The 24152-nt window shown below is 61.0% G+C and carries 21 protein-coding genes; 9 read left to right on the top strand and 12 right to left on the bottom strand.

All coding sequences use genetic code 11. The annotated features are described in order from the left end of the window. Positions 1 to 34: 34 nt before the first annotated feature. Complete coding sequence (locus VSP_RS07780; protein WP_009959844.1) at positions 35 to 2374, top strand: FAD-dependent oxidoreductase; 2340 nt, start codon at positions 35 to 37, stop codon at positions 2372 to 2374. A gap of 1641 nt (positions 2375 to 4015) precedes the next feature. Here the strand turns inward: VSP_RS07780 and VSP_RS07775 are convergent. Further along, on the bottom strand, positions 4016 to 4222 hold the full coding sequence (locus tag VSP_RS07775) for a hypothetical protein (protein WP_009959842.1): 207 nt from the start codon (positions 4220 to 4222) through the stop codon (positions 4016 to 4018). Positions 4223 to 4243: 21 nt separating this feature from the next. Then, positions 4244 to 6115 (bottom strand): D-Ala-D-Ala carboxypeptidase family metallohydrolase, encoded by a 1872-nt coding sequence (locus VSP_RS39075; protein ID WP_009959841.1) that lies wholly within the window; start codon positions 6113 to 6115, stop codon positions 4244 to 4246. 197 nt (positions 6116 to 6312) lie between these two features. On the opposite strand from VSP_RS39075, the gene VSP_RS07765 reads away from it, so the two are divergent. From VSP_RS07765 to VSP_RS07750, 4 genes are all read left to right on the top strand, one after another. After that, positions 6313 to 7551, top strand: a complete 1239-nt coding sequence (locus VSP_RS07765) for an MgtC/SapB family protein (RefSeq protein WP_009959839.1) — start codon at positions 6313 to 6315, stop codon at positions 7549 to 7551. Positions 7552 to 7613: 62 nt separating this feature from the next. Next, entirely contained in the window at positions 7614 to 9389 is a 1776-nt protein-coding gene (locus tag VSP_RS34450) for a TrkH family potassium uptake protein (protein WP_157210791.1), read from the top strand. A gap of 24 nt (positions 9390 to 9413) precedes the next feature. Beyond that, positions 9414 to 10097 (top strand): potassium channel family protein, encoded by a 684-nt coding sequence (locus VSP_RS07755; protein ID WP_009959836.1) that lies wholly within the window; start codon positions 9414 to 9416, stop codon positions 10095 to 10097. A 107-nt stretch (positions 10098 to 10204) separates the two neighbouring features. Further along, positions 10205 to 11710: a sulfatase gene (locus VSP_RS07750; protein WP_009959835.1), complete on the top strand. Its 1506-nt coding sequence runs from the start codon at positions 10205 to 10207 to the stop codon at positions 11708 to 11710. Between the two features lie 507 nt (positions 11711 to 12217). Here the strand turns inward: VSP_RS07750 and VSP_RS07745 are convergent. Further along, complete coding sequence (locus tag VSP_RS07745) at positions 12218 to 12838, bottom strand: transposase (RefSeq protein ID WP_009959834.1); 621 nt, start codon at positions 12836 to 12838, stop codon at positions 12218 to 12220. 1108 nt (positions 12839 to 13946) lie between these two features. Here VSP_RS07745 and VSP_RS07740 point away from each other — a divergent pair. Further along, positions 13947 to 14990 carry a 3-deoxy-7-phosphoheptulonate synthase gene (locus VSP_RS07740; protein ID WP_009959833.1) on the top strand — a complete coding sequence of 348 codons (1044 nt, stop codon included), beginning with the start codon at positions 13947 to 13949 and terminating at the stop codon, positions 14988 to 14990. A 52-nt stretch (positions 14991 to 15042) separates the two neighbouring features. Here VSP_RS07740 and VSP_RS07735 read toward each other — a convergent pair whose 3' ends face one another. From VSP_RS07735 to rpmH, 9 genes are all read right to left on the bottom strand, one after another. Then, on the bottom strand, positions 15043 to 15570 hold the full coding sequence (locus VSP_RS07735) for a peptidoglycan-binding protein (RefSeq protein WP_009959832.1): 528 nt from the start codon (positions 15568 to 15570) through the stop codon (positions 15043 to 15045). 238 nt (positions 15571 to 15808) lie between these two features. Beyond that, on the bottom strand, positions 15809 to 16411 hold the full coding sequence (locus tag VSP_RS07730; RefSeq protein WP_009959831.1) for a peptidoglycan-binding protein: 603 nt from the start codon (positions 16409 to 16411) through the stop codon (positions 15809 to 15811). 340 nt (positions 16412 to 16751) lie between these two features. Continuing rightward, the gene (gene smpB / locus VSP_RS07725) at positions 16752 to 17231 is read right to left on the bottom strand and encodes an SsrA-binding protein SmpB (RefSeq protein ID WP_009959830.1); all 480 of its coding nucleotides are present in this window, start codon (positions 17229 to 17231) and stop codon (positions 16752 to 16754) included. A 116-nt stretch (positions 17232 to 17347) separates the two neighbouring features. Beyond that, positions 17348 to 17557, bottom strand: a complete 210-nt coding sequence (locus VSP_RS07720) for a DNA-directed RNA polymerase subunit omega (RefSeq protein ID WP_009959829.1) — start codon at positions 17555 to 17557, stop codon at positions 17348 to 17350. A 100-nt stretch (positions 17558 to 17657) separates the two neighbouring features. After that, positions 17658 to 18143, bottom strand: coding sequence for a Jag family protein (locus VSP_RS07715; RefSeq protein WP_009959827.1), 486 nt, complete (start codon positions 18141 to 18143; stop codon positions 17658 to 17660). Position 18144: 1 nt separating this feature from the next. Continuing rightward, positions 18145 to 20001: a membrane protein insertase YidC gene (gene yidC, locus VSP_RS07710; protein ID WP_009959826.1), complete on the bottom strand. Its 1857-nt coding sequence runs from the start codon at positions 19999 to 20001 to the stop codon at positions 18145 to 18147. A gap of 75 nt (positions 20002 to 20076) precedes the next feature. Beyond that, entirely contained in the window at positions 20077 to 20412 is a 336-nt protein-coding gene (gene yidD, locus VSP_RS40790; protein WP_009959825.1) for a membrane protein insertion efficiency factor YidD, read from the bottom strand. Continuing rightward, on the bottom strand, positions 20409 to 20801 hold the full coding sequence (gene rnpA / locus VSP_RS34445) for a ribonuclease P protein component (protein WP_009959823.1): 393 nt from the start codon (positions 20799 to 20801) through the stop codon (positions 20409 to 20411). The genes yidD and rnpA overlap by 4 nt, the downstream gene beginning before the upstream one ends. Before the next feature lie 36 nt (positions 20802 to 20837). Then, on the bottom strand, positions 20838 to 21044 hold the full coding sequence (rpmH, locus tag VSP_RS43825; RefSeq protein ID WP_009959822.1) for a 50S ribosomal protein L34: 207 nt from the start codon (positions 21042 to 21044) through the stop codon (positions 20838 to 20840). 179 nt (positions 21045 to 21223) lie between these two features. Here rpmH and VSP_RS07690 point away from each other — a divergent pair, with 179 nt between their 5' ends. The 3 genes from VSP_RS07690 (at position 21224) to VSP_RS07680 (ending at position 24103) form a co-directional block, all read left to right on the top strand. Next, on the top strand, positions 21224 to 21712 hold the full coding sequence (locus VSP_RS07690) for a GNAT family N-acetyltransferase (RefSeq protein WP_009959821.1): 489 nt from the start codon (positions 21224 to 21226) through the stop codon (positions 21710 to 21712). Further along, positions 21696 to 22040 carry a hypothetical protein gene (locus VSP_RS07685; protein ID WP_009959820.1) on the top strand — a complete coding sequence of 115 codons (345 nt, stop codon included), beginning with the start codon at positions 21696 to 21698 and terminating at the stop codon, positions 22038 to 22040. Before VSP_RS07690 ends, VSP_RS07685 begins: the two co-directional genes overlap by 17 nt. A gap of 287 nt (positions 22041 to 22327) precedes the next feature. Continuing rightward, on the top strand, positions 22328 to 24103 hold the full coding sequence (locus VSP_RS07680) for an assimilatory sulfite reductase (NADPH) flavoprotein subunit (protein ID WP_029190263.1): 1776 nt from the start codon (positions 22328 to 22330) through the stop codon (positions 24101 to 24103). Positions 24104 to 24152: the final 49 nt, after the last annotated feature.

Below are 24152 nucleotides of genomic sequence, written 5' to 3'. Positions count from 1 at the left end.
GCGGAGGAGGCGCCTTCCTCTTTTTACTGAACCCATGATGAGATCCCATCTGCCCACCCTGCTGGCAGCCGCGATGACACTGGCTGTGTCCCCGGCTGTGACCCATGCTGCGAACTCCGCTTTCATTGAGGCCGAGTCATTCGACATCTACGGCGGCTGGGTGCTGGACACCCAGTTCATCGAGATCATAGGCTCCCCCTACCTCATGGCCCACGGCTTGGGGACACCCGTGAAAGACGCCACCACCACGGTTCAGAAGTCCGTGCCAGCCGGTAAATACCGCGTCTGGGTGCGCACGAAGAACTGGGTGGGCCACTGGGACGCCAAAGGCGCTCCTGGCAAATTCCAGCTCAGCCTGAACGGCAAGACACTGGACAAGGACTTCGGCACCACTGGCAAGGACTGGCAGTGGGATGATGGCGGCACCGTGGACCTCGCGGCCGGCCCTCTCAAAGTCGGCCTGCAGGACAAGACCGGCTTCAACGGCCGCGTGGATGCGATCTACCTCACCACGGACCTCGACGCCAAGCCCCCGGTGGAGGCCAAGGCCCTCGCCAGCTTCCGCCACAAGGAACTGGGACTGCCAGACACGCCACCCGAAACGAAGGAGTATGACCTCGTCGTGGTGGGTGGCGGTTACGCTGGCACGGCTGCCGCATTGAGCGGTGCCCGTCAGGGTCTCAAAGTGGCTCTGATCCAGAACCGCCCTGTGCTGGGTGGCAACGGCTCCAGCGAAGTGCAGGTGTGGGCCCAGGGGGGCACCCGCCGCGGCCTCTACCCGCATCTGGGGGAGATCGTGGAGGAATTCACTGACCGCGCCAGCAACAGTCCCGGCCTGCCGGAGGAATATGGTGACGAACTCAAAGAAGGCGTCGCTCGCAAGGAAAAGAACCTCGACCTCTTTCTCAACAACCACGTCTGGAAGGTGGAGATGGACAAGAGCCGCGTGCCGAAGATCCGCGGTGCCGTGGCCCTCAACACCAAGACCGGTGAAGAGAAGAAGTTCGTGGGCAAATTCTTCGTGGACTGCACCGGACACGGCTACCTCGGTGCCCTGGCCAAGGCCAGCTTCACCATGCTGGAAAAAGGCCACATGGGCATGAGCAACATGTGGGTGGTGGCAAAGCAGGACGCGGCGCAAAGCTGGCCGGAAACACCCTGGGCCCTGGAGTTGACCCCTGAAGAAGACTTCCCCACCCCACGCCCCCTTAAGTCCAAGAACTTCCCCCAGAACACCACCTTCATGCCCAGCGACCTGCTCCATGGCGAGTGGTTCTGGGAATCGGGCTTCGACAAACACCCGATTGAAGACCTCGAACTCGTGCGCGACTGGAACTTCCGCGCTGTCTTCGGTGCCTTCAGCGCCATGCGCAAGTCCAACCCGGAGAAGTATGCCAACTACGGCTTCCAGTGGCTGGCCTTCATTGGCGGGACCCGTGAGTCACGCCTGCTGCAAGGCGACATTGTGCTGACTCAGGAGGACATCGTCTCCAAAAAGGAATTCCCGGACGGTTGCGTGCCCACCACCTGGGACCTGGACCTCCACTATCCCAAGGAGCAGTACATGAAGAAGTACGGGGACAATCCGTTCATCTCGCGCGCCGCCTTCGGCAAGGGGGTGGACCGCCGCAACGGCTACCCGGTACCCTACCGCTGCTTCTACTCCAAGGATGTGGAAAACCTCTTCATGGCGGGCCGCAATATTTCCGTGGACCACAATGCTCTGGGTTCCACTCGCGTGATGCGCACCTGCGGCATGATGGGTGAAGTGGTGGGCAAGGCAGCGTACCTCTGCGTGCGTCACCAGACCTCTCCGCGCGGTGTATATGAGCAGTACCTGGACAACCTCAAGGACCTCATGCGGCAACCCGGTGCCATGCGCCGCGATGCCATCGAATCCCCCCTCTATCTGCCCAAGGACGCCGCCAAGCTTCCCGAAATTGTGCATGACCACATTGCCATCAACACCCTCGAAGGCATTGTCATTGACGACAATGACGCCGAGTTGACCGGCAAGTGGGCCGTGGGTGAAGGGCTGAAACCCTTCGTCAATGAAGGCTACCGCTACGGTGCAGAGGCAGGAGCCTCCGCCCGCTTCGCTTTCAGCGTCAAGGAAACTGGCAAATACGAAGTGCGCATCTCATACCAGCCCCACGAAAACCGCTCCAAGGAGGTGCCTGTGTCCGTGCTGAGCGCCGACGGCGAAAAGACCTTCAAGGTGGATCAGAGCAAGGCTGCGGAACTGCCGAAAGGATTCCACTCGCTTGGCACCTTCAAGTTCAACGCTGGCGAAGAAGCCGCAGTAGTCTTCCGCACCGCCGGAGCCAACGGCAACGTGCACCTCGACAGTGTGCAGGTGCTGCCTGCCAAGTGATGAAAAAATGGCCTGGCGCCATGAATGAGGTTCAATGAGTCAAAAGGCGTGGAGACAACTCCACGCCTTTTTGTGAAGTGATAAGTTGAGGGTGAAAAGTCGGAGCGGCGGAGCTGTAGTCGCAGGTTGGCCGCGACCCTGTGGAGCCTCTGTAGGGCAAGCGCTCCGCTTGCCACGCGTCGCCCCTGACTGAAGCAACCGAGGCGGTCGCCCTACAACCCAGGGTGGTTGGATGCGAGGTCAGGAACAGAACATCCAAGGGCCATGGGTCGTTCAACGCCGCCCCTGACGTTGTAGGGCAAGCGCTCCGCTTGCCGCGCGCTACCCCTGGCTGAGGCAACCGGGGCGGTCGCCCTACAACCCATGGTGGTTGGATGCGAGGTCAGGAACAGAACATCCAAGGGCCATGGGTCGTTCAACGCCGCCCCTGACGCTGTAGGGCAAGCGCTCCGCTTGCCACGCGCTGCCCCTGACTGAGGCAGCCGGGGCGGTCGCCCTACAACCCAGGGTGGTTGGATGCGAGGACAGAAACAGCACATCCAAGGGCCATTGGTCGTTCAACGCCGCCCCTGACGCTGTAGGGCAAGCGCTCCGCTTGCCACGCGCTGCCCCTGACGGAGGCAACCGGGGCGGTCGCCCTACAACCCAGGGTGGTTGGATGCGGGTTCGAGAACAGCACATCCAAGGGCCATTGGTCGTTCAACGCCGCCCCTGACGCTGTAGGGCAAGCGCTCCGCTTGCCGCGCATCGCCCCTGACTGAGGCAACCGGGGCGGTCCCCTACAACCCAGGGTGGTGGGATGCGAGGACAGAAACAGCACATCCAAGGGCCATTGGTCGTTCAACGCCGCCCCTGACGCTGTAGGGCAAGCGCTCCGCTTGCCGCGCATCGCCCCTGACTGAGGCAACCGGGGCGGTCCCCTACAACCCAGGGTGGTGGGATGCGAGGACAGAAACAGCACATCCAAGGGCCATTGGTCGTTCAACGCCGCCCCTGACGCTGTAGGGCAAGCGCTCCGCTTGCCACGCGCTGCCCCTGACTGAGGCAGCCGGGGCGGTCGCCCTACAACCCAGGGTGGTTGGATGCGAGGACAGAAACAGCACATCCAAGGGCCATTGGTCGTTCAACGCCGCCCCTGACGCTGTAGGGCAAGCGCTCCGCTTGCCACGCGCTGCCCCTGACTGAGGCAACCGAGGCGGTCGCCCTACAACCCAGGGTGGTTGGATGCGGATTCGGGAACAGCACATCCAAGGGCCATGGGTCGTTCAATGCCGCCCCTGACGCTGTAGGGCAAGCGCTCCGCTTGCCGCGGGCTGCCCCTGACTGAGGCAACCGGGGCGGTCGCCCTACAACCCAGGGTGGTTGGATGCGGGTTCGTGCACATAACATCCAAGGGACTTGGTTGTTCAACGCCGCCCCTGACGCTGTAGGGCAAGCGCTCCGCTTGCCACGCGCTGCCCCTGACTGAGGCAACCGGGGCGGTCGCCCTACAACCCATGATGTTCGGACGTGGGAAGACACAGACCATCTCATGGGACGTTTGTATCGAACCAAGACAAGAATGTCCCTCATTCCTCTTACTGATGCGCGCACCCGGCACATCCGATCATGCGCCAGCTCATGTCTGGCGTCTTCTGTCTTCTACGTCGTGTGCCGTCCCTCCTCAATGATATCATCATCCACGAGATTTTCGTCCATCGGTGCATCCGTGAGCTCAGGTCGTGGTGTATTGCCGGCCTCTTCTCCCTTCTTCAATTTCCCTAGATTCTGATCATAGGGCATCATCTTCTGTTGGGCGGCTTCATCCTGAGTGATGATGTGGACGTCGGGTTTCGGGTCAGGGTTCATGAATATTGAATCTCCTTCTACTTAGTGAGGTATCGCAAACGCTCCGCTGGCTGGATGGAATATCGAACCCGCCCCCGCAGGTCTTGCCAATGGCACCCGCCATCCTGACAGATCTGCCATCAGAACACTCACCTGGTGCTCATGCCCACAACCATCATCACAAGGTTGCAGCAGGCGCTTTGGCCCAGGACGGAGGCGGTTGTTTGCCTGAGGGAACCCCCAGCGGGTCGGTTCACCGCGAGTGTCTGTGTGGATAAAAGCGGTCGCCGGGGACTTGAAGGGATAGAGCCCCAGACCGCCTTCAAAGGCCGCCGGGAAACTGGAACTCACCTCGGCCACCAGCTTGGTCAGCCACACGGTGTCCTTGGCATCCACCTTGCCATCTTTGTTCAGGTCATCCAGGCGCGCATCACGATCCTGATCGACCAGAATGTCCGCGGCATCCCCATACAAATGGCGGCTGTAAACGGTCGTGTTCCCCAGGGCCTTGTTGTAGGCCGGAGTGCGATAACCACTGGCCACAAAGATGCTACCTTCCTTGATGCCCCGCTTTTCCAACCCTTCCACGAGTGCTTCAAGTTTCAGGAGCAAACTCGATTCCAACAACACAAACTTGGGGTAGGTGGAGACCTGTTTGCACATGAACTGCCGCAACTGAAAGTGGGGAGTGAGCCAGGTGTCCTCCATCTCCCGGGTCACGCGGAACAGCCCAAGCGGCATGGCATACCGGAGGTTGTTGTTGAGCGGAGTCTTCTGATACTGGCCGATCTGATAACCTTCCAGCCTCTCCTCTCCCCGATAGGGCACGCACACCAGCCCATGCAGACACATCATACCACCCGTGTCGCGATTGGTGATCTGAAGACAATACAGGCCTGGGGTTTCAGGAACTACCCAGTTCCACACCAGCAGTTCGTTTCCCTTGGGAGATGCCGTCCCCCCTTCTGCCTTCACCACAAAGTCCCCCTTCCCACGCGGAGCCACCACCTTGATCTCCACCGTCTCTCCGGGCATGCAAAGAGTGGACATCAGAGGGTAGGGATTGACCAGCCCCCGGAAGGCAATGCTGAATCCCGCCGGGTGCAACCCTGCTTTCTTCCTGATGGACACGAGCTCCTCAGGTTTCCCGGACCACATCTTGTTGCAGTCTTCCACCTCCTCGACAGGGGCCAGGGGTCCATCTGCCATCTGGGTTCGAGGACTGCGCAATGGCTCGTGCGACTCCTTTGGCATCATCGCCACCAGATCCTGTGGGACCGCGCCCCCGGTCAGCGTGCCGTGCTTGCCCCCCTCCACCAGCAGAGGAGCGGGCGGAGGGTCCTGCCGTGTCACCACGGCAGGCGCGGCCTGGGGCATGCCGGCGACCACAGGGTTCATGGCAACTACAGCTTCATTTTCCGCCACCGGATCCGCCATGGGCTCGGGCATCGTCTCCGGGGACACCACAGGAGGCTTCACCTCTGCCGGACCTGGAGCAGGCTGAACCTCCGCTGCCTCGGCAATCTCTGCCGCAGTCAGGGCCGGAAAGAGAACGGGCTCGATAACCGGAGCCGGGTGCGTCGCAGGGTCATTTTGCGGAGTGCTAATCTTCACCGCCGCCACCGGCTGCGGTTCGGGGACGGTGGTCAAGGGATCATTCGATGACGTCGTCTGGGGTTTTGGCGGTGGCACCTGTAGCACTGGCGAGCTCACCTTGGGCCGCACGCTGTCCAGTTCCGCCAGCATTCGAGAAAACTCGTCGTCGTCAGCTCTGTCGGATGCCCTGCTGTCATTGCGGTGGGTCACGGGAGCGATGATGCCGGCGAATGCCAAAAGCAGAGCCAGGGTCGCCGCCGCCGCCACTCCCATGCCGACAAGCCCCCACCCCTGGTCCACTGACCATTCCGTTTTCATAACACTCTCTTAAAACTCACGATTCGTGCCAGCCAGTCCCGCATTCCTTCCCCCTTTGCTCTGAACCACTTGCGACACATCCCCACCCACTGCCAAGGTTTAGACAGGCGATGTGCAACCTTCGTTGTTGCAAGTTGCACGAACTATTTCCACGCACAGGTTTATCATTTCCAGATTCTAAATTAACCTCACCTCTTATGGACTGGACCATTGCCCAACAACTCATGGTTTCCCTCGGTTTGGGCATGCTCATCGGCCTGCAGCGGGAGCGCAGTGATAGCGCCATCGGCGGGATTCGGACTTTCCCTCTCATCACGCTGCTGGGCACCATCTGCGGCCTGCTGGCTCGTGATTACGGTGGCTGGGTTGTGGTCGGAGGTTTCCTTTCGCTCAGCCTGCTGCTCTTCATCCCCAACATCCCGCGGGTGAAGAATGGCACCGCCAGCGGGATGACCACGGAGGTGGCGGTGCTGCTCCTCTATGCCCTGGGGGCCTATCTGGTCGTCGGCCCCATCCTTCTGGTCGTGGCAGTCGGCGGCATGGTCGCGTTGCTCTTGCACTGGAAACAGGCTCTGCACCAGTTTGCCCGGACCATGGGCGACCAGGACATGCATGCCATCATGCGGTTTGTCCTCATCTCGATGGTGATCCTGCCCATCCTGCCCAACCAGTCCTTCGGGCCGTATGCGGTGCTCAATCCCTTTGAGATCTGGCTCATGGTGGTGCTCATTGTGGGGCTGGGCCTGGGAGGATATGTGGCCTACAAGATCCTGGGGGCACGCGGCGGCGTGCTGCTTTCGGGCATCTTGGGAGGTCTCATCTCCAGCACCGCCACCTCGGTCAGCTCAGCCCGCAGCGTGCGTGATGGCAGGCTATCCCCTGCACTGGCCAGCCTTGTGATCATGATCGCCTCCACCATCGCCATGGTGAGGGTGCTGGTGGAGGTGGGTGCCGTCGCTGCCACCAAGCTCCCCTCTCTGGCGGGCCCCTTGGTAGCCATGCTTGGCGCGATGATCGTCATCACCTTCATTGCATGGCTTCTGACCCGCAAGGAACAGGAGGCCCGACTGCCGGAACAGCACAATCCCGCCGAGCTCCGTCCCGCCTTCATTTTCGCCCTCATTTATGCCTTCATCAAGCTGGCGGTGGCCGCTGCCAATGATCACCTGGGACACAGCGGTCTCTACATCGTGGGTGTCGTCTCCGGGTTGGCGGATATGGATGCCATCACTCTCTCCACCGCCCGGCTGGTGGACGCCCAAAAACTGGACGCGGCGACCGGGTGGCGGGTGATCCTCATTGCCTCCATGTCCAACCTCGCCTTTAAAGGTGGCGTCGTGGCCGCCCTCGGCGGCATCAAAGTGTTCACCCACGTTGCCCTGTGGTTCGGAGCCAGCCTGCTTGCGGGAGGAGCCATCCTCCTGCTCTGGCCCTGAACCCAGCGCTTTTGCCATACTTTTCACTTTCCACTCTTCACTTCCCAAGTTTCATCCGTCTCTTGCCTGCACCCTCAATCAAAGACTCGTCGTTCGCTCCTCCATTGCCACCGTCAAGCTGGCTGCCCCGGCTCCTCGTCAGCATCACAGCTCTGGCGGCACTCATCCTGGTGGTGCTTCAAGTTGGGTTTGTGGGCGAGGTCACGCCGTGGTTGCACCGAGGCACCCTCTTGTTGTCGCTTTTGTTCGCCGTGGAGCAATCGTTGACCTGGTTGTCACGACGGCATCTCTCAGCATGGGCAAAGCGTGAGGCGATCTTGCTCGGAACAGCCCTGTTTGTGCTGATCATCATGATCGGCCTTGCTGTCGCCGGCTGGATGGGCGGCCATGACACAAAGCTATCGCTGCTCGCCCATTCCGCCGTTCAGGGCGTGGTCCTTGCCATTCTTGTCCTCCGGGGGTTGAGGCATCAGGCCAGGCTCACCGCCATCACCCTCCGGCCGGGCTGGCTGCTGCTGACTGGCTTTGCACTGATCGTGCTTGCAGGCACAGCGCTGCTCAAGATGCCCCGCGCTGTCGTGCCTGGCGCTGAGCTCACCTGGCTGGACGCCCTCTTCACCAGCACCAGTGCCGTCTGCGTCACCGGCCTCACGGTGGTGAACACCGCCACCTTCTTCACGCCAACAGGCCAGATCATCATCCTGGCCCTCATCCAGATCGGTGGTCTCGGCATCATGACCCTGACCTTTTTCACCGCGGCCATTCTCTTTCAAGGCCTCTCCCTTCACGACCGTCTGCTTCTTGGCGAGATGATTGCGGAGAAGCGGCTGGCTCACGTGGGTGAAACTCTCCGCTTCATCGTCATCTTCACCATCATTGCAGAGGCGCTAGGCGCGGTGGCCATCTTCTTCAGCCTGCCGGGTGATCACGACGCGGGCGAGCGGATGTTTCATGCCGTCTTCCATTCCGTCTCCGCCTTTTGCAACGCCGGCTTTTCCACCTTTCCGAACAACCTGGCTGATCAATGGGTGAACGAGATCGGAGCGCTGCAAATTCTGGTCTGTGCTCTCATCATCCTCGGTGGTCTGGGCACTCTGCCAGCATACGACGGCCTGCGTTTTCTCAAACGACGGCTCGCCTGGATGATGGACCCCACGCTCGCACGGCCCCGCCTTCGGGTGCACACCCGCCTCGTATTGTACACCACACTGATTCTGGTGGTCGGCGGCACCCTGGCCATCTACGCCAGTGAATTTCTGCTCTTCGACGGTGCTTCAAGCGCCGGACGATGGATGACTGCATTCTTCCACTCGGTGACAGCTCGAACCGCTGGATTCAACACCGTTGACATGGGTGGCATTGGCCCGGTCACCATCCATCTCCTGGTGTTTCTGATGCTGGTGGGCGGTTCACCAGGCGGCACCGCGGGCGGGATCCGCACCACCGTCTTTGCAGTTGCCACGCTGCACCTTTGGAACCAGTTGCGCGGGCTCGACCACATCGCTCTCTTCAGACGACGCCTGCCTTCCGGCACCGGAGCGCGTGCCCTTGGCATCCTGGTGCTTGTTATGGCATGGTTGTTTGTCAACTTCGCCGTTCTCCGCCAGCTTCAGCCCGGCACTCCAGACACCGCCCTCGTCTTTGAGCTGGTGAGCGCCTTTGCCACGGTCGGCCTCAGCCTCAATCTATCTCCGGAGCTCACAACGGGGGCCAAGCTGGTCATTGTGCTCAACATGTTCGTCGGTCGTCTCGGCCTGTTCACGCTTGCCACCACCTTCATGCCGCTGGCTCGCAAACCCCTCCACTCCCACCCCCAGGAAGACGTCCTTCTCGTCTGACCTCAACCTCCCTCCCCATTCATCATGCGCTTCTGCATCATCGGACTTGGCAGTTTCGGCACCCACCTCGCCCGGCAGCTGGTGAGAGACGGCCACGAAGTCATCGGCGTGGACAGCAATCCTGAACACACCGATGACATGAAGGACGAGATCGAGTACCTCGTCACCGCCGACTGCTCTGACATCGAGGTGTTCGAGGAAATACCCGTGGCAGACTGCGATGCGGTGATCGTCGCCATCGGTGAAGACTTTGAGTCCGCCCTCTCCGTGGCGGCCAACGTCCAGCAACTGGGGGCCAAGCGCATCATCAGCCGCATCATCAATCCCCTCCACGCCCGCCTCCTCAAGCTGTTGAAGATCGAAGAACTCCTCATCCCGGAGTCTATGGCCGCTGCGTGGCTGGCGAGATCCCTCCGCACGCCCGATGTGCTGAATACCTTTCCCATCGGCCAGGGCTTCGAAATCGCCGAGATCAATGTGCCCCGGTCCTTGATCGGCAAGAGCCTGGCGGATGCCGACCTGCGGGGCCGATTTGAGCTAAACGTGGTGACCATATTGAAACGCAAGGTCGCCAGCTCCTGCACTTCCATTACGCCCCAGATCGACATCGTGTACGGCATTCCAGGGCCGGACCGCGTGTTCGAGGCCACCGATATCCTGGTGGTCTTTGGCCGGGAACTCAATGTGAAGAAACTGCTGGACTCGTAGCGTTCCCTCCCTGTCAGGGCACAGTGCATGTGGATTTCAAATATCCACATGTGGGGCAGACTGGGCATTGCCACGAAAGTTCACGGCGCACCCTGAGTTTCCAGGACATGCGTTTCTTTCTGCTGACCAGTCTTTCCCTCCTGACAATCCTGGCCTCCGGTCACGGGGCTCCGCCCTCCTCCGGATCCCGCCCCAATGTCCTGCTCCTTTGTGTGGACGACCTCAAGCCCGTGCTGGGCTGCTATGGGGACACCCTGGCCAAGACGCCAAACCTGGACCGGCTCGCCTCCCGCGGCATGAGGTTTGATCTGGCTTACTGCAACCAGGCTGTGTGCGCCCCCTCGCGCAACAACCTCATGCTGGGCTCCCGCTCCACCTCTCTGGGCATCTACGGCCTGAGGGAGAACTTCCGCGAGGCCGTGCCCAATGCGGTCACGCTCACGCAGTATTTCATGAACCACGGCTGGCGGGCAGAGGGTGTGGGCAAGATCCTCCACAAGGGTCACGGCAATCACGATGATCCCGGATCCTGGAGTGTGCCCTTCCAGCCGGAAAGCGTGGTGGAATACCGGGACACGAGCAGCCCTACCGCCGGCCAACTCACTCGCGAAGAGGCCTACTTCACCAACCAGCATCTGGGCAGGATCGGCACCCTTCCCCGCGGCCCGGCCTGGGAGGCCCTGGACTTGCCCGACAACGCCTATGCCGATGGCAGGATAGCCGACGAGGGCGTGAAACGGCTCCAGGACTCCCGCCAGCGGCCAGAGACTCCGTTTTTCCTCGCACTCGGTTTTGTGAAGCCGCACCTGCCCTTCACCGCCCCCAGGAAGTACTGGGAGCTCTACGACCGCTCCAGGTTCGTCCTGCCCACCCTGCGCAGCGCCCCAGAGGGTGCTCCAGGCTACGCGGGAAAAACCTTGGGGGAGCTCAACAACTACGAACCCATTCCCCAACGCCCGCCGCTCAGCGAGGAGATCCGTCGCCAGATCCTGCATGGCTATTATGCCAGCATGAGCTATGCGGATGCTCAAATTGGACGCGTGGTTGAGGAGCTGGACCGCCTGAAGATGGCAGACAACACCATCATCATCCTCTGGGGAGACCACGGCTGGCACCTGGGCGACCACGGCATGTGGACCAAGCACACCAACTACGAGCAGGCCAATCACATCCCGCTGCTGGTGGTCGCTCCAGGCGTGACTCAACCCGGCACCCACACGCAACAACTCGCGGAGACGGTGGATATCTACCCTACGCTGGTGGAATTGGCAGGACTGGATCAACCAAACGCTCCTCAACCGATGGATGGCGTAAGTCTGGTGCCGGTGCTGAAGGATCCAGAGAAGCGCGTTCGGGATCACGCCTATCATGCCTTTCCCCGCCAGCGCGACGGGAAGCAGGTAATTGGCCGCTCCATCCGGACGGAGCGCTACCGGCTCGTGGAGTGGAAAGTCCCCGGTGAGGCGGCCAATACGGCGGATCTTGAGTTGTATGACTATCAGGCCGATCCTGCCGAGTCGCGGAATTTGGCGAAGGAGAAGGTCGAGGTGGTGGCAGAGTTGCGGAAGATTTTGGGGCGGCATCCAGAGGCGAAGACAAAGCCCGGAGCGTGAGGGGAGTGGGAGTGCGGTCATCACTCCAGCCTTCTGACCTCGTCGCTTGTTCGTGCGTAAAGGAGGCGGGGGTTCCCAGCCCCGCTCACGCACCAAACGTCCCTTGATCCCCTTCCTGCTCCGCCCATCCCACAGACCGCGGGGCCGGAGCCCCCGCCTCCTTTACTCTGCGGCCAAGTCACCTCGTCGCTTGTTCGTGCGTAAAGGAGGCGGGGATTCCCAGCCCCGCTCACGCGCCAAGCGCCCCTTGATCCCCTTCCCGCTCCGGCCACCCCACAGACCGCGGGGCCGGAGACCCCGCCTCCTTTACTCTGCGGCCATGTCACCTCGTCGCTTGTTCGTGCGTAAAGGAGGCGGGGGTTCCCAGCCCCGCTCACGCTCCAATCGTCCCACGATCCCCTCCCATCTCCGGCCACCCCACAGACCGCGGGGCCGGAGACCCCGCCTCCTTTACTCTGCGGCCAAGTCACCTCGTCGCTTGTTCGTGCGTAAAGGAGGCGGGGGTTCCTAGCCCCGCTCACGCTCCCAAAAACTAAACTCCCCATCCCGCAGCTTCGCTTTCGCGGGGTTCTCACGAACATACTCACGGCACTTGCAATGATGCGCAGGATTTCTCAACAACCGATCCCAATAGCGCTCCTGCCACAACGAACCAGATTTGCCTAGAAGCGCATTGATCTTCGACGCAGTGTACTGCTTCCAAGAACGCACAATATCGCCGAGCCCATGGGAGGCATTTGGCTGAAATAACACGTGCACATGGTTGGGCATCACCACGTAGCTTTCGAGGAGATAACGTTCACCTTCAAAATGCTGCAATGCACCCACGACGATCTCTCTCGCATCTGTTCGACGGAGCACACAACTGCCGCTCCCGGCATCCAGCCATGCGTCAATCTGCTTGGAGAAGGTCTCGTGATACTCCCATTCAGTCCTGGCGTCCCAAGGTTCAGGGTGCAACTGAAGCCAAGTCTTTCGATACGCCGCAAGAGGCAGCATCTTCTCCTTCGGGATGGCATCTGCCAGCCTCCAGGTGACAAACACATACGCTTCGCCTTGCTGCCAATGAGGGAGCACTTTCCCATGTTTGGCGATCTCGAGATTGGGATCGAGGTAATCGGGCGGCATTGCAGGATACATTTTATCCATATGCAATTCCATGACGCCACTGTCAACGCAAGCTGTTAAGATGGCAGGCTCCCCGGATCACCTATCACTTGTTCCCGTGTAAAGAAAGCGGGGGTTCCCAGCCCCGCTCACGCTCCAATCGTCCCTTGATCCCCTTCCTGCTCCGCCCATCCCACAGACCGCGGGGCCAGAGACCCCGCCCCGCTCACGCGCCAAGCGTCCCTTGATCCCCTTCCCGCTCCGGCCACCCCACAGACCGCGGGGCCGGAGACCCCGCCTCCTTTATTCCGCGGCCAAGTCACCTCGATGCTTGTTCTTGAATACAGGAGGCGGGGGTTCCCAGCCCCGCTCACGCTGCAATCGTCCCTTGATCCCCTTCCCGCTCCGCCCATCCCACAGACCGCGGGGCCAGAGACCCCGCCTCCTTTACTCTGCGGCCAAGTCACCTCGTCGCTTGTTCGTGCGTAAAGGAGGCGGGGGTTCCCAGCCCCGCTCACGCGCCAAGCGTCCCTTGATCCCCTTCCCGCTCCGGCCACCCCACAGACCGCGGGGCCGGAGACCCCGCCTCCTTTATTCCGCGGCCAAGTCACCTCGATGCTTGTTCTTGAATACAGGAGGCGGGGGTTCCCAGCCCCGCTCACGCTGCAATCGTCCCTTGATCCCCTTCCCGCTCCGCCCATCCCACAGACCGCGGGGCCAGAGACCCCGCCTCCTTTACTCTGCGGCCAAGTCACCTCGATGCTTGTTCGTGCGTAAAGGAGGCGGGGGTTCCTAGCCCCGCTCACGCTGCAATCGTCCCTTGATCCCCTTCCCGCTCCGGCCACCCATCAGACCGCGGGGCCGGAGACCCCGCCTCCTTTACCTGCGGCCAGGTCACCTCGTCGCTTGTTCGTGCGTAAAGGAGGCGGGGGTTCCCAGCCCCGCTCACGCGCCAAGCGTCCCTTGATCCCCCTCCCGCTCCGCCCTTCCCACAGACCGCGGGGCCGGAGACCCCGCCTCCTTTACTCTGCGGCAGACTCGCTTTGACACTGAACGGTGCGCCTCATCCCCCACCCCCCAACTGAGAACTTGAATCTCACCACTCAACCCCTACGCTGGCAGGGCCGCCATGATCCAGGTCTCCAACGTTCACGTTCGCACCAATACTGCCCTCCCTTCTCCGCAGGAGCTCTGCACAGAGATCCCGAGGAGCGATGCCCATGCCGATTTTGTGGCGAAATCCCGCCAGCAGATCAGCCGCATTCTCTCCGGGGCAGACAAGCGTTTTCTGGTCATCGTGGGTCCGTGCAGCATCCATGACCTGAAGGCAGGCCAGGCGTACGCGCAGAAGCTGGCTGGGCTCGCTGATCGCGTAAAAGACCGCATCATGGTGGTAATGCGGGTGTACTTCGAGAAACCCCGCACCACCATCGGCTGGAAGGGGCTTATCATGGATCCTCATCTGGACGGCACCCATGACATCCCCCAAGGGATGCGCCTCGCCCGCACTTTCCTTCGTGAAGTCATCGATCTGGGCCTGCCCACGGCCACGGAGATGCTGGACCCTATCACCCCCCAGTACATCGCGGACCTCACTTGCTGGAGCGCCATTGGAGCCCGCACCACAGAATCACAGACCCATCGCCAGATGGCCAGCGGACTCTCCATGCCGGTTGGCTTTAAAAACACCACCAGCGGCGGCGTGCTGCCCGCGATCAACGCCATCAAGACAGCCCGCCAGCCTCAGACTTTTCTGGGAATCGATGAAAGCGGCCGAGCCAGCGTGGTTGCCACGGAAGGCAATCCCGACTGCCACGTCATCCTGCGTGGCGGGGAGAATGGGCCCAACTACGATGCGGGTTCAGTCCGCGAAACCCTGGCTTTGCTCAACAAAAACCACCTGCCCCCCGTGGTCATGATCGATGCGAGCCATGCGAACTGCTCTAAGGATTTCCGCCGCATGTCGGCTGTCTTCCATGACATCGTCCAACAGCGACGCTCCGGTACGGAGGGCGTGATCGGCGCCATGCTGGAGAGCAACTTGGTCGAAGGAGCCCAGGCCCTGCAGGAGTCGCTCGACCAGCTCAGCTACGGCCAGTCCATCACCGATCCCTGCCTTGGTTGGGAGGAGACGGAGCGGATCCTGCTGGAAGCGGCTGCGGCCGAGTTGTGAATCACCCGGCCGCCCGTGTGTTAGAGAAGGAGGTGGAAGAAATTCATCATGCTCAGAGACCCAGCGATCTCAAAAGGCCCGAGGTAATGCTGCCGGTGGGGCGCATGCCATGGTCTGCCTGATAGCGGGCAATGGCACTCCTCGAACCCGGGCCGATGTCGCCGTCAATGGGGCCGCGGTAGTAGCCGCGGCGCGCCAGTGCACGCTGCACCTCGGCCTCCGTGCGGCTGTAAGAGGCACTGCCACTGCCCCAATAAGATCTCGGAACGGCCTCACGCGTGGGATAGTACGCCACACCACTGCGCTCATAGTAATACGAGGCGTTTGGCGGTCCATAGTAGTAGCCGCGGCCGGCATAGCCGGTGCCCAAGGTGATCACAAAGGAGGACCGGGGGCGGGACAGGTACACATACCGGTCATCGTGGTGGTACTTGTTGTGCTTGTGGGAGTACTTGGAGTGGTAGTACTTTTCCGCTTTGCGGCGCTCCTTGTCTTTATCCTTTGCTTCCACAGAAGCGGGCAGGGCCATTGCCAAAGCAAACACCAGAAGAGATAGGGAACCAGGAATCAGCGTTTTCATGGGAGTCAGGAAGTCTGTTGCCCATGAATCGGTTTAGGGCGCAGTGCCGGTCCTGCCGTGCTAGGCGCAAAGTTGGCCATAACGTGCCGCAATCGCGATGTTTGCTTCCCCAGATGTCATCGCGGCTCAAAACAGAAAGCCCTGCTCCGGGGACACTTGTCCGCCCGGAACAGGGCACCACCACTCCTTCCAACTGATCACTTAAATCACAGGACGGCTCAGCTGGCGTCACCGAACGTTACAGCCCCAGCGACCTCAACAAGCTGTCATTGATTGCGCCTGTGGGTTTCATGCCCTTGTCCGCCTGATAGCGGGCCACAGCGGCACGGGAGCCAGGGCCCATGTCACCGTCGATGGGTCCACGATAGTACCCACGCTGTGCCAGCGCCCGCTGGACGGATGCTTCCGTCCGGCTGTAGTTCTCACTTGCCGCGGGCTCACGCCACTCACTGCGCCAGTACTGGCGCGGCACGGCATCCCGGTCACGGTAAAACCGCACCCCCGAGCGCTCATAGTAGTAACCTGCATTGGGCGGGCCGTAGTAGTAGCCGCGGCCGGCATAGCCGTTTCCGAGCGTGACCACGAACGTACTGGCTGGGCGGGAATAGTAGCCATCCCTATCGCGGTCGCGATGATCCCGGTCACGATCATTGTCTTTGTCGCGGGAGCGGTCACGATCACGATCACGATCCTTTTCTGAGGTGGCGTCCAGGAGCTTCTCCGCGAGCCTTCGTCCTTTGTCGATCACCTTGTCTTCGGCCCTGGCCGATTGGGACACTGCCGCAAACGAGAACGCCGCCAGCGCAATGCATGTGGGCATCAAAGTCTTCATGTCGTTCATAGAGTTGTTTCATTGAAGCTGACATCCCCCCTTCACTGACGAACGACTCCTTACATGGAGGCCCTCCGCGGGGCAGACAGCTTGCTATGACTGAATCGGGCACCTCGCGGTGGCGGTTCCTTTTTCCCATCATGGGAAACAACAGCCACCCCGGTCAACCGCGGAGCTTTCAGACGGAATCAATCCTCCATCAGCTCAGCGTCAAGGGGTTGGAGGCGGCACGGCTCGCCTTGGGCAGGGCAAGACCTGGCGCAGAACGGTATTCTACGGGCAAAAGGAAATTACTTCCACTGGCAACCATGTCGGCACCCAACCTGCGCCAGGGACGAGGGGAAGAGGGTCAGGAGGCTTTGCCCTTGGCCTTGCCACCCCGTTCGTTGAAGCGGGCCATCTCACGCTGGGCCTCGCGGTTCTCCACCTTTTCCTTCAGGTCGTGGCGCTGGTCTCGTTGGTCCTTGCCACGGCCGACCGCGATCTCGATCTTCACCTTTTTGTTTTTCCAGTAGGCACGCAGGGCTACGATGGTGAGCCCCTTCTGCTGGCTGGCACCGTAGAGCTTGAAGATCTCGTTCTTGTGCAGAAGCAGACGCCGACTGCGTTTGGCCTCATGCTGCTCATGGCTGGCCTTGTCATACGGTTTGATGTCGCAACCGTAGAGGAACACCTCCCCACGTTCCACACGGGCAAAGGCATCACTCAGCGTGATGTGCCCCTGACGGAGGGATTTGATCTCTGTGCCCTTGAGTTGGACTCCCGCCTCATACCGTTCCAGGATGTGATAGTCCCGGGGAGCCTTGCGGTTGATGGTGATGTCACTCATGGCACAATCTAAACAAAAAAACGCGGCGGGACACGAGGCCCGCCACTGGATTCACTTCTCCTCCCTTTGGCAACCCTGCCTTGAGCAAGGGCCGAAAGAACCGCCTGGCGGCGGAATCAGACCGGAATTTCTTCGATGTCTTCGCGCTTGATCTTGCCTTCAATGATCTCTTGAAGAGCGATATCTGCCTCCCTCATGCCGGGACGGCGTTCCACCAAGGCAGGGCGACCCTGATTCAACTGGCGCACCCGCTTGGACACCATATTGATGAGCACCGGGGGATCGTTGATGATTTGAGCGGCTTTGTCGACGAGGTCAGATCTCATGATGGCGTTCCGGTTCCGTTAAAAAAATCTAAGGGGGTAAGAGGGTAGTGAACTTAACAAGGCAGACTGAGAACGCAAGCAGAACCTCTCGCCCAAGGTTCTACGCCGGGCCGGAGCCCCCCCCTGAAGACTGACGACGCTTCAGGGTGATGCGCTTGAAGCGCTCATCCCCCGACCCACTTTCACTCTGTACCAGCGGGTCGTTCACAAAGATATTGTGCACCAACCGGCGATAGTAGCTGTTCATGGGGTTGAGCACCGCAGGCTGGCCGGTCAGCCGGACGCGCTCGGCCAGCTCTTTCACCTTCTCGAGCATGCGATCCTCACGCATGGTCCGGAAGTACTCCACATCCACCCGCACCCGGGGCGCGGCGGAATCCCGCCGCTGCAAGATGCGGTTTACGAGGTATTGAATGTCATCCAACACCTCGCCACGGTGCCCCACAAGAGCGTCCGCCTCTTCAGTAAAAATTTGCAGGGTCGGCCCCTCAGCTCCTTCCTCCTCCTCGATCCGCACCACGAACCCCAGATACCCCAGCAGGGTATCCAGGATCTGGCGGGCGTGCTCGAGCGGCGGCAGGGTCATGTCATGCTTTGGGCTTCCTGGACTTGGAGCCTCCCCCACCCAGACGCGGGATGGAAGCCTTGTCTTTCTTGTCCTTGCCAGGTTGACCCGAACCAGAGGCGGGCTTCACGTCAATCACCGCTTTTTTTTCGAGCACGGGATCCTTCTGCCACAGGCGGCTCACCTGAGCCTGAAAGATGCTGTAGATGTTCTGCACCGTCCAGTACAGCGCCAGCGCCGAGGCGAACGAGTAGCAGAAAAACAGGAACATGAACGGCATCAACATGAAGATGCGCTGCTGCGTCTTGTCAGCCGACGCCGGCTGCGGCGTGAGCTTCATCTGGAGGAACATCGTCAACCCCATGAGCAGCGGCAGCGGGTTCAACGGAAGGTGGTAGCCCAGCAGGTGGAGGGTGGTCACCGTGTCCGGGAGGGAAAGATCCTGGATCCAGCCAAAGAAGGGCTGACCGCGAAGCTCTGCCGCATAACGGAGCACCGAGTAGAAGCCAAAGAAGATGGGAATCTGGACGAGCAGCGGCAGACAGCCCCCGAGCGGGTTCACCCCATACTCGCGGTACATGCGCATCATCTCTGTGTTGACCTTTTGCGGGTCGTCCTTGTGCTTCTCCTGTAGTTCCTTGATCTTCGGTGCCAGCAACCCCATGCGCTTCATGGTGGCGTTCGAACGGGCCTGCACCGGCCACAGAAGACTGCGGACCGTGATGGTTAACAACACGATGGCGACACCCCAGTTGCCCGTCAGATCGTGGAACCAGCGCAGCAGGAAAACCAGCCCGCGGCTCACAAAAGTGAACCAGCCATAGAACATGACGTACTGCATCTGGCGGTTCGGCTGGCCTTCGGCCACGTCGATCTTCTTCAGATCGTGGAAGATCTTCGCCCCGATGTAGATGCGGTAGTCCACCGAGGTGCTGGCATTGGGCTCCAGCTCGATGGTGGGAAGGCCCACGCCGCCGTGGATGGCATAATCTTGAAGCGCCTTTTTGTGATCCTTGAACTCGTCATTGGAGTGATCAATGAGGAAACGGGTGGCCCAGGTCTTGGCCGGGATATCCGTCTTGGTGCTGATGAGCGTGGTGTAAAAGCGGCTCATCACCCCACCCCAGCGGAGGTGCTGGAAGTTCTTCTGCAGTTCCACCACTGGACCCCCAAAACCGAGAAATCCGGCACCGTCACGAAAGCTGCCCGTGGCAAAGCTGCTCGCGTCGCCGGCGTCATTCCACACAAAGGCGGGTGCCTCGATTTCATCCGGCCGGAGGGAGGAGGCGGCACCGGTATAGAGGTAATAACTGTCACGCACCAGCTTTGCGCTGGACTGGTTCTTGATGGTGACCTTCAACTCCACGAGGTGGTCGCTGCTGCCAGATCCCTCTGAGAAGCTGTACTCCTTGCGCACCAGCACCTGCTCGGGGGAGAGCGCCTCGAACACGACACGCTTGTCCGTCTTCTCGACAACGTGGTAGGTGAGATCCTGATAGGCTTTGGCAGCCGTACCGAGGGCGCCAATGGCCGCCTTCCCGTGCTGGTTGAGCCTGATGTGATCCTTGGTGTCCAGCATCACCACGGAGGCGATCCCGCCACCCACGTTGGTGAAGGTGTAGATCGCGCTGGCATTCTTCAGCTCAATCTTCTCCTCGGCCACAGGCGCGGCCGCACCAGGTGCCGCGGGAGTCGCAGGATTGGCCAGGCCGCCGGGATTGGTGGCGACTGCCTGGGCGGGATCCGCAGCGGGGGCCGGGGCAGCAGATGCGGGCGGCGGTTGCGGTACCGGCACCGGCGGATGCTTCGCAGTCCACCAGAAGTTGAACGCCATGCCTATGGCACAGAGGGTGACGACAATCCAAGCTTTACGATCCATGAGAGAAAGTGTGTGATGCTAAAATGGTGAAATTGGGGTCGGTAGATGCCGCCGCCCTCGGTTGGCCACCGCACGTCACACGGGGGGACGGGGCGGTATCTCAGACTCCGGGGTGGTGGAGGGAGACTGGTGGAGCGGATGACCGTTCTGGCAATGACATTCTGTGGACTTTCCAGGTGACAAGTCCGGCACCGGATCATGTCCGCTCCCACCCCAAGGGTTACAGCGGCCGATCCGTTTGATACCCATCCAGCCGCCGCGCATGACACCATGCCGCTCCACTGCCTGCAGAAAATAATGCGAACACGTGGGCTCAAACCGGCAGCCGCTGCCTGGGCCACCCACGAAGTGCAGCACCGGGGAAATGAAAATTTGATAGCCCCGGATGGCGATGCGTATGACTGTCTTCATTCCGCTTCACGGGCCGCTGGCCGCGTCTGGGACTGGGATGGAGGATTCTCGCGAACCAAGACACCGGCGCGTTTGGCGACTTTTTGGAAGTCGGTGCGCAGTTCATCAAAAGTGGCACCGGCCGCCTTCCAGCGGGCAATGACCACCAGCCACACTCCCGGAGCGAGAGGGGTGGCACGCAAAATTTCCCGGAGACGGCGACGCACCAGATTCCTCTGCACCGCGCCGCCCACCTTCCGAGAGGTGATGAGGCCGGACCTCCAAGGTGCCTCCTCATCGGCACGCAAAACCCCGAGCACAACGTAGCGCCCGGGGTAAGTGGTGCCCTCAGACCGCACACGACCAAATTCGGAGGCACTCCGAAGTCGGCGCGCGGCGGGAAATCGCATGACTGCGGGCCGGAGCCCTGAAACGGGCGGAAAAAGTTAGTACGACGGGTAACCGCTCGTGTTGTGCTGTTGCGTGTGGCGCTTGAAGTGCACTTCCACACCCTTGGGAAGCAAACGCTTGCGGCCAGCACGGCGGCGGCGGCGCAGGATGTCGCGTCCGTTCACGGTTTTCGTCCGGGCGCGGAACCCAAACTGTTGTTTGCGGGTGCGCTTGGAGGGCTGGTAGGTACGTTTGCTGGGCATATTCGCAGGGTGGATGAAAGGATAAATGACACCTGCGGCGCACCGCTGGAATCAATGGGGCGGGCAAACTAACGGGTTCGAATCGGTTGTCAACTTCTGAGTCATCCGACCTTCATCCCGCCCCACGCGGGCGAGAAATCGTTTTCGCGCCGGTCCATAAGAGTATAAGATGGACTCACATGCCTCAACTGTCCGCACCGTCTGAACCCCGCATCGAGCCCGCCACGCTGGAAGACCTTCCACAACTGGCGAACTTGGTCATGGCTCTGCTCGGGGAGGAGGAGGACTTTACCCCCAATCGGATCAAGCAGGAACACGGGCTCCGGCTCATTCTCGAGCAGCCATTGCGCGGCCGCATCTTCGTCCTGCGGAACGATCACACGCTTATCGGCATGGTGAACCTGCTCTTCACCATCAGCACGGCCGAGGGCGGCTTTGTCATTCTTATGGAGGACGTCATCGTCCACCCCATGCACCGTGGCCAGGGCTATGGCTCCATGCTCCTCAAACACGCCATTGAGTTCGCACGGGAGAAAAAATTCAAACGCATCACCCTCCTCACTGACCGGATCAGCGCAGAGAGCCAGCGTTTCTTCCAGAAGCACGATTTTGTCTTCTCCCACATGATTCCCATGCGATTGCTCTTTGGGGATGAAAGCGCCGGATGAGTCCACTGTTCCCCTGGTCTTCGAGCCAGAGGAGACGACTCCGCCTGCCGCGACGGAGACGCGCCCAGTGGTTGAATACGGAGCCCGGTCAGAAGCTCTTCCAGCGGCGGATGCCCTTGCTTGGAGCCTGCTGGGCCTGCTTGCTTTTTGTGCCCTCTGCTTTTTGGCGGGAGCCCTGACCCTCCGCTACCGCGAACGCCACCCCACCCCATCCGAAGAGGACGAGGAGGACAAGCCAGTCATCCTCCCACGCAGCCCCAAACGGCCGCCTGATGATGAGAGCCCACGGCAGCCTTGGGAACGCGAGGGTGACTGGTGGAAGAAGTAGCAATGCCCCAAGAGTCAGCCCCACCCCTTCCCGAGGCGAATCAGCCCTTCGGCGGCTCTCACAGATGGTCAATTAAGATCGCACCCTCTGTGCGGCGACAGCTTGTCACACCTCGATTCCTTACAGCAGTGAATCATTCAAAATGAGCACATTGCGCAATATCCTACTTTTCCCATGGGGAATTTGGAATTACTCCTTGCGCGGTCGCAATTCAGGACTAAACTTGCGGTCCAACGTACTTGCAGCTTCGTTGGGTTCCCTTCATCCCAGTGAACTTCATCCCTGAAATGCTTCCCGAGCACTCGCCCTTCTCCCCCGACCAACGTCGGTCCATCGAAAGCCTGATCGCCAGTTTTTCCCCCGCGCAACGTTTTTGGCTCGGTGGTTACCTCTCTGCCGGAGAAGCAGTGCCCGCTGCGGCGGCACCCGCCACGGCAGTGAAACTGACCATTCTGTACGGGACGGAATCCGGGAACTCCGAGAAGCTCGCCGATCTCTCCGCCAAGGAGGCCAAAAAACACGGCTTCCAGGCCACCGTGAAAAACATGTCGGACATCGCTCCGGCAGACCTGGCCAAGATCGAGAACCTCCTGGTGATCGTGAGCACGTGGGGCGACGGGGATCCTCCGGAATCCGCCACCTCCTTCTACAAGGCGCTGATGGGCCAGACTCTGGCCCTTCCGAAGCTGCACTACTCCGTATGCGCCCTGGGCGACACCTCGTACGAACGCTTCTGCCAGACTGGCAAGGATATTGACGCCCGCTTGGCCGGTTTCGGAGCCACCCGCGTTTCCCCTCGTCAGGATTGCGACGTGGACTATGAGGAAAATCACCGCACCTGGCTGGAGGCGGCGCTTGCCGCCCTTCGTGCCCTCGCGCCCTCTGCGCAGGCCCCGGTCGCGGCCGGAGGCTCAGCATCCGCAGCGCCTGCCAGCGTCGCCTACGGGAAGAAGAACCCCTTCGGTGGGGAACTCCTGGAACGTGTGCTGCTGAATGGCAAAGGCACCTCCAAGGAAACCTGGCACTACGAGATCTCTCTGGACGGCTCCGGCCTGGTCTATGAACCCGGTGACGCACTGGCGGTGATCCCCGTGAACGCCCCGGACCTGGTGCAGGGCATCCTGAAGGCCGCCAAGCTCAGCGGTAGCGAAGATGTCTCCCTCAACGGCTCGGGCAGCAAGCCGTTGTCCGACGCTCTGCGCGAAGACTTTGACATCACGGCGCTGTCCCGCCCTGTGCTGACCAAGCTACAGGCACTGACGAAGTCCAAAAAGCTGGCCACCCTGCTGAGCGAAGATGCCAAGGACAAGTTCAAGGATTACCTCTGGGGACGCTGGATCGCCGACGCGATCGCGGACTATGCCCCAAAGGGCCTCTCCGCTGCGGACCTGGTTTCCATCTTCCGGAAGCTGCCCCCGCGTCTCTACTCCATCGCCTCCAGCCCTCTCGCCCACCCTGGCGAAGTGCACCTCACCGTCGCCTCAGTGCGTTATGATGCGCATGGCGTGAGCCGCAAGGGAGTTGCTTCCACTTACCTCGCCGATCTGGTGAACAAGGGTGACAAGGTGGCTGTGTACAACCACCAGAACAAAAACTTCCGCCTGCCCGCCTCCTCGGACGTGCCGGTGATCATGGTCGGCCCTGGCACGGGCGTTGCCCCTTTCCGCGCGTTCGTAGAGCACCGCGGTGCCCTTGGTCAGGGCGGCAAGTCCTGGCTGTTCTTTGGCGACCAGCGCTACACCTATGACTTCCTCTACCAGGTGGAGTGGCAGGAACACCTGAAGAGCGGTGCCCTCTCCAAACTGGATGTCGCCTTCTCCCGTGACCAACCCGAGAAGGTGTATGTCCAGAACCGCATGCTGGAGCGCAGCAAGGAGCTTTATGCCTGGCTTCAGGACGGTGCCCACTTCTATGTCTGCGGTGATGCCGCCCGCATGGCCAACGATGTGCACGAGGCCCTCATCTCCGTGGTCGCCACGGAGGGCGGCAAATCCCGCGAGGCCGCCGAGGCCTATGTGGAGGATTTGAAAAAGACGAAGCGCTACCAGCGCGACGTGTACTGAGGACCGCCCAGCCAAGTCTTATTTCCTAACACCCAACCCCGCCGCTCTT

It is taken from the genome of Verrucomicrobium spinosum DSM 4136 = JCM 18804, from assembly GCF_000172155.1.
GTDB lineage: Bacteria > Verrucomicrobiota > Verrucomicrobiia > Verrucomicrobiales > Verrucomicrobiaceae > Verrucomicrobium > Verrucomicrobium spinosum.
Note: the sequence above shows the minus strand (reverse complement) of the source record. Positions and strands in the feature narration are given on the sequence as shown.

Bases quoted from the DNA above. Each gene is read 5' to 3' on its own strand.
- rpmH (WP_009959822.1), bottom strand. From the start codon at position 21,044: ATGCCCAGCAAACGTACCTACCAGCCCTCCAAGCGCACCCGCAAACAA.
- VSP_RS07755 (WP_009959836.1), top strand. From the start codon at position 9,414: ATGCGCTTCTGCATCATCGGACTTGGCAGTTTCGGCACCCACCTCGCC.
- VSP_RS07730 (WP_009959831.1), bottom strand. From the start codon at position 16,411: ATGAACGACATGAAGACTTTGATGCCCACATGCATTGCGCTGGCGGCG.
- VSP_RS07740 (WP_009959833.1), top strand. From the start codon at position 13,947: ATGATCCAGGTCTCCAACGTTCACGTTCGCACCAATACTGCCCTCCCT.
- yidD (WP_009959825.1), bottom strand. From the start codon at position 20,412: ATGAAGACAGTCATACGCATCGCCATCCGGGGCTATCAAATTTTCATT.
- rnpA (WP_009959823.1), bottom strand. From the start codon at position 20,801: ATGCGATTTCCCGCCGCGCGCCGACTTCGGAGTGCCTCCGAATTTGGT.
- VSP_RS39075 (WP_009959841.1), bottom strand. From the start codon at position 6,115: ATGAAAACGGAATGGTCAGTGGACCAGGGGTGGGGGCTTGTCGGCATG.
- VSP_RS07765 (WP_009959839.1), top strand. From the start codon at position 6,313: ATGGACTGGACCATTGCCCAACAACTCATGGTTTCCCTCGGTTTGGGC.
- VSP_RS07735 (WP_009959832.1), bottom strand. From the start codon at position 15,570: ATGAAAACGCTGATTCCTGGTTCCCTATCTCTTCTGGTGTTTGCTTTG.
- VSP_RS07680 (WP_029190263.1), top strand. From the start codon at position 22,328: ATGCTTCCCGAGCACTCGCCCTTCTCCCCCGACCAACGTCGGTCCATC.
- VSP_RS07780 (WP_009959844.1), top strand. From the start codon at position 35: ATGATGAGATCCCATCTGCCCACCCTGCTGGCAGCCGCGATGACACTG.
- yidC (WP_009959826.1), bottom strand. From the start codon at position 20,001: ATGGATCGTAAAGCTTGGATTGTCGTCACCCTCTGTGCCATAGGCATG.
- VSP_RS07750 (WP_009959835.1), top strand. From the start codon at position 10,205: ATGCGTTTCTTTCTGCTGACCAGTCTTTCCCTCCTGACAATCCTGGCC.
- VSP_RS07775 (WP_009959842.1), bottom strand. From the start codon at position 4,222: ATGAACCCTGACCCGAAACCCGACGTCCACATCATCACTCAGGATGAA.
- VSP_RS07685 (WP_009959820.1), top strand. From the start codon at position 21,696: ATGAAAGCGCCGGATGAGTCCACTGTTCCCCTGGTCTTCGAGCCAGAG.
- VSP_RS07715 (WP_009959827.1), bottom strand. From the start codon at position 18,143: ATGACCCTGCCGCCGCTCGAGCACGCCCGCCAGATCCTGGATACCCTG.
- VSP_RS07720 (WP_009959829.1), bottom strand. From the start codon at position 17,557: ATGAGATCTGACCTCGTCGACAAAGCCGCTCAAATCATCAACGATCCC.
- VSP_RS07745 (WP_009959834.1), bottom strand. From the start codon at position 12,838: ATGCCGCCCGATTACCTCGATCCCAATCTCGAGATCGCCAAACATGGG.
- VSP_RS07690 (WP_009959821.1), top strand. From the start codon at position 21,224: ATGCCTCAACTGTCCGCACCGTCTGAACCCCGCATCGAGCCCGCCACG.
- smpB (WP_009959830.1), bottom strand. From the start codon at position 17,231: ATGAGTGACATCACCATCAACCGCAAGGCTCCCCGGGACTATCACATC.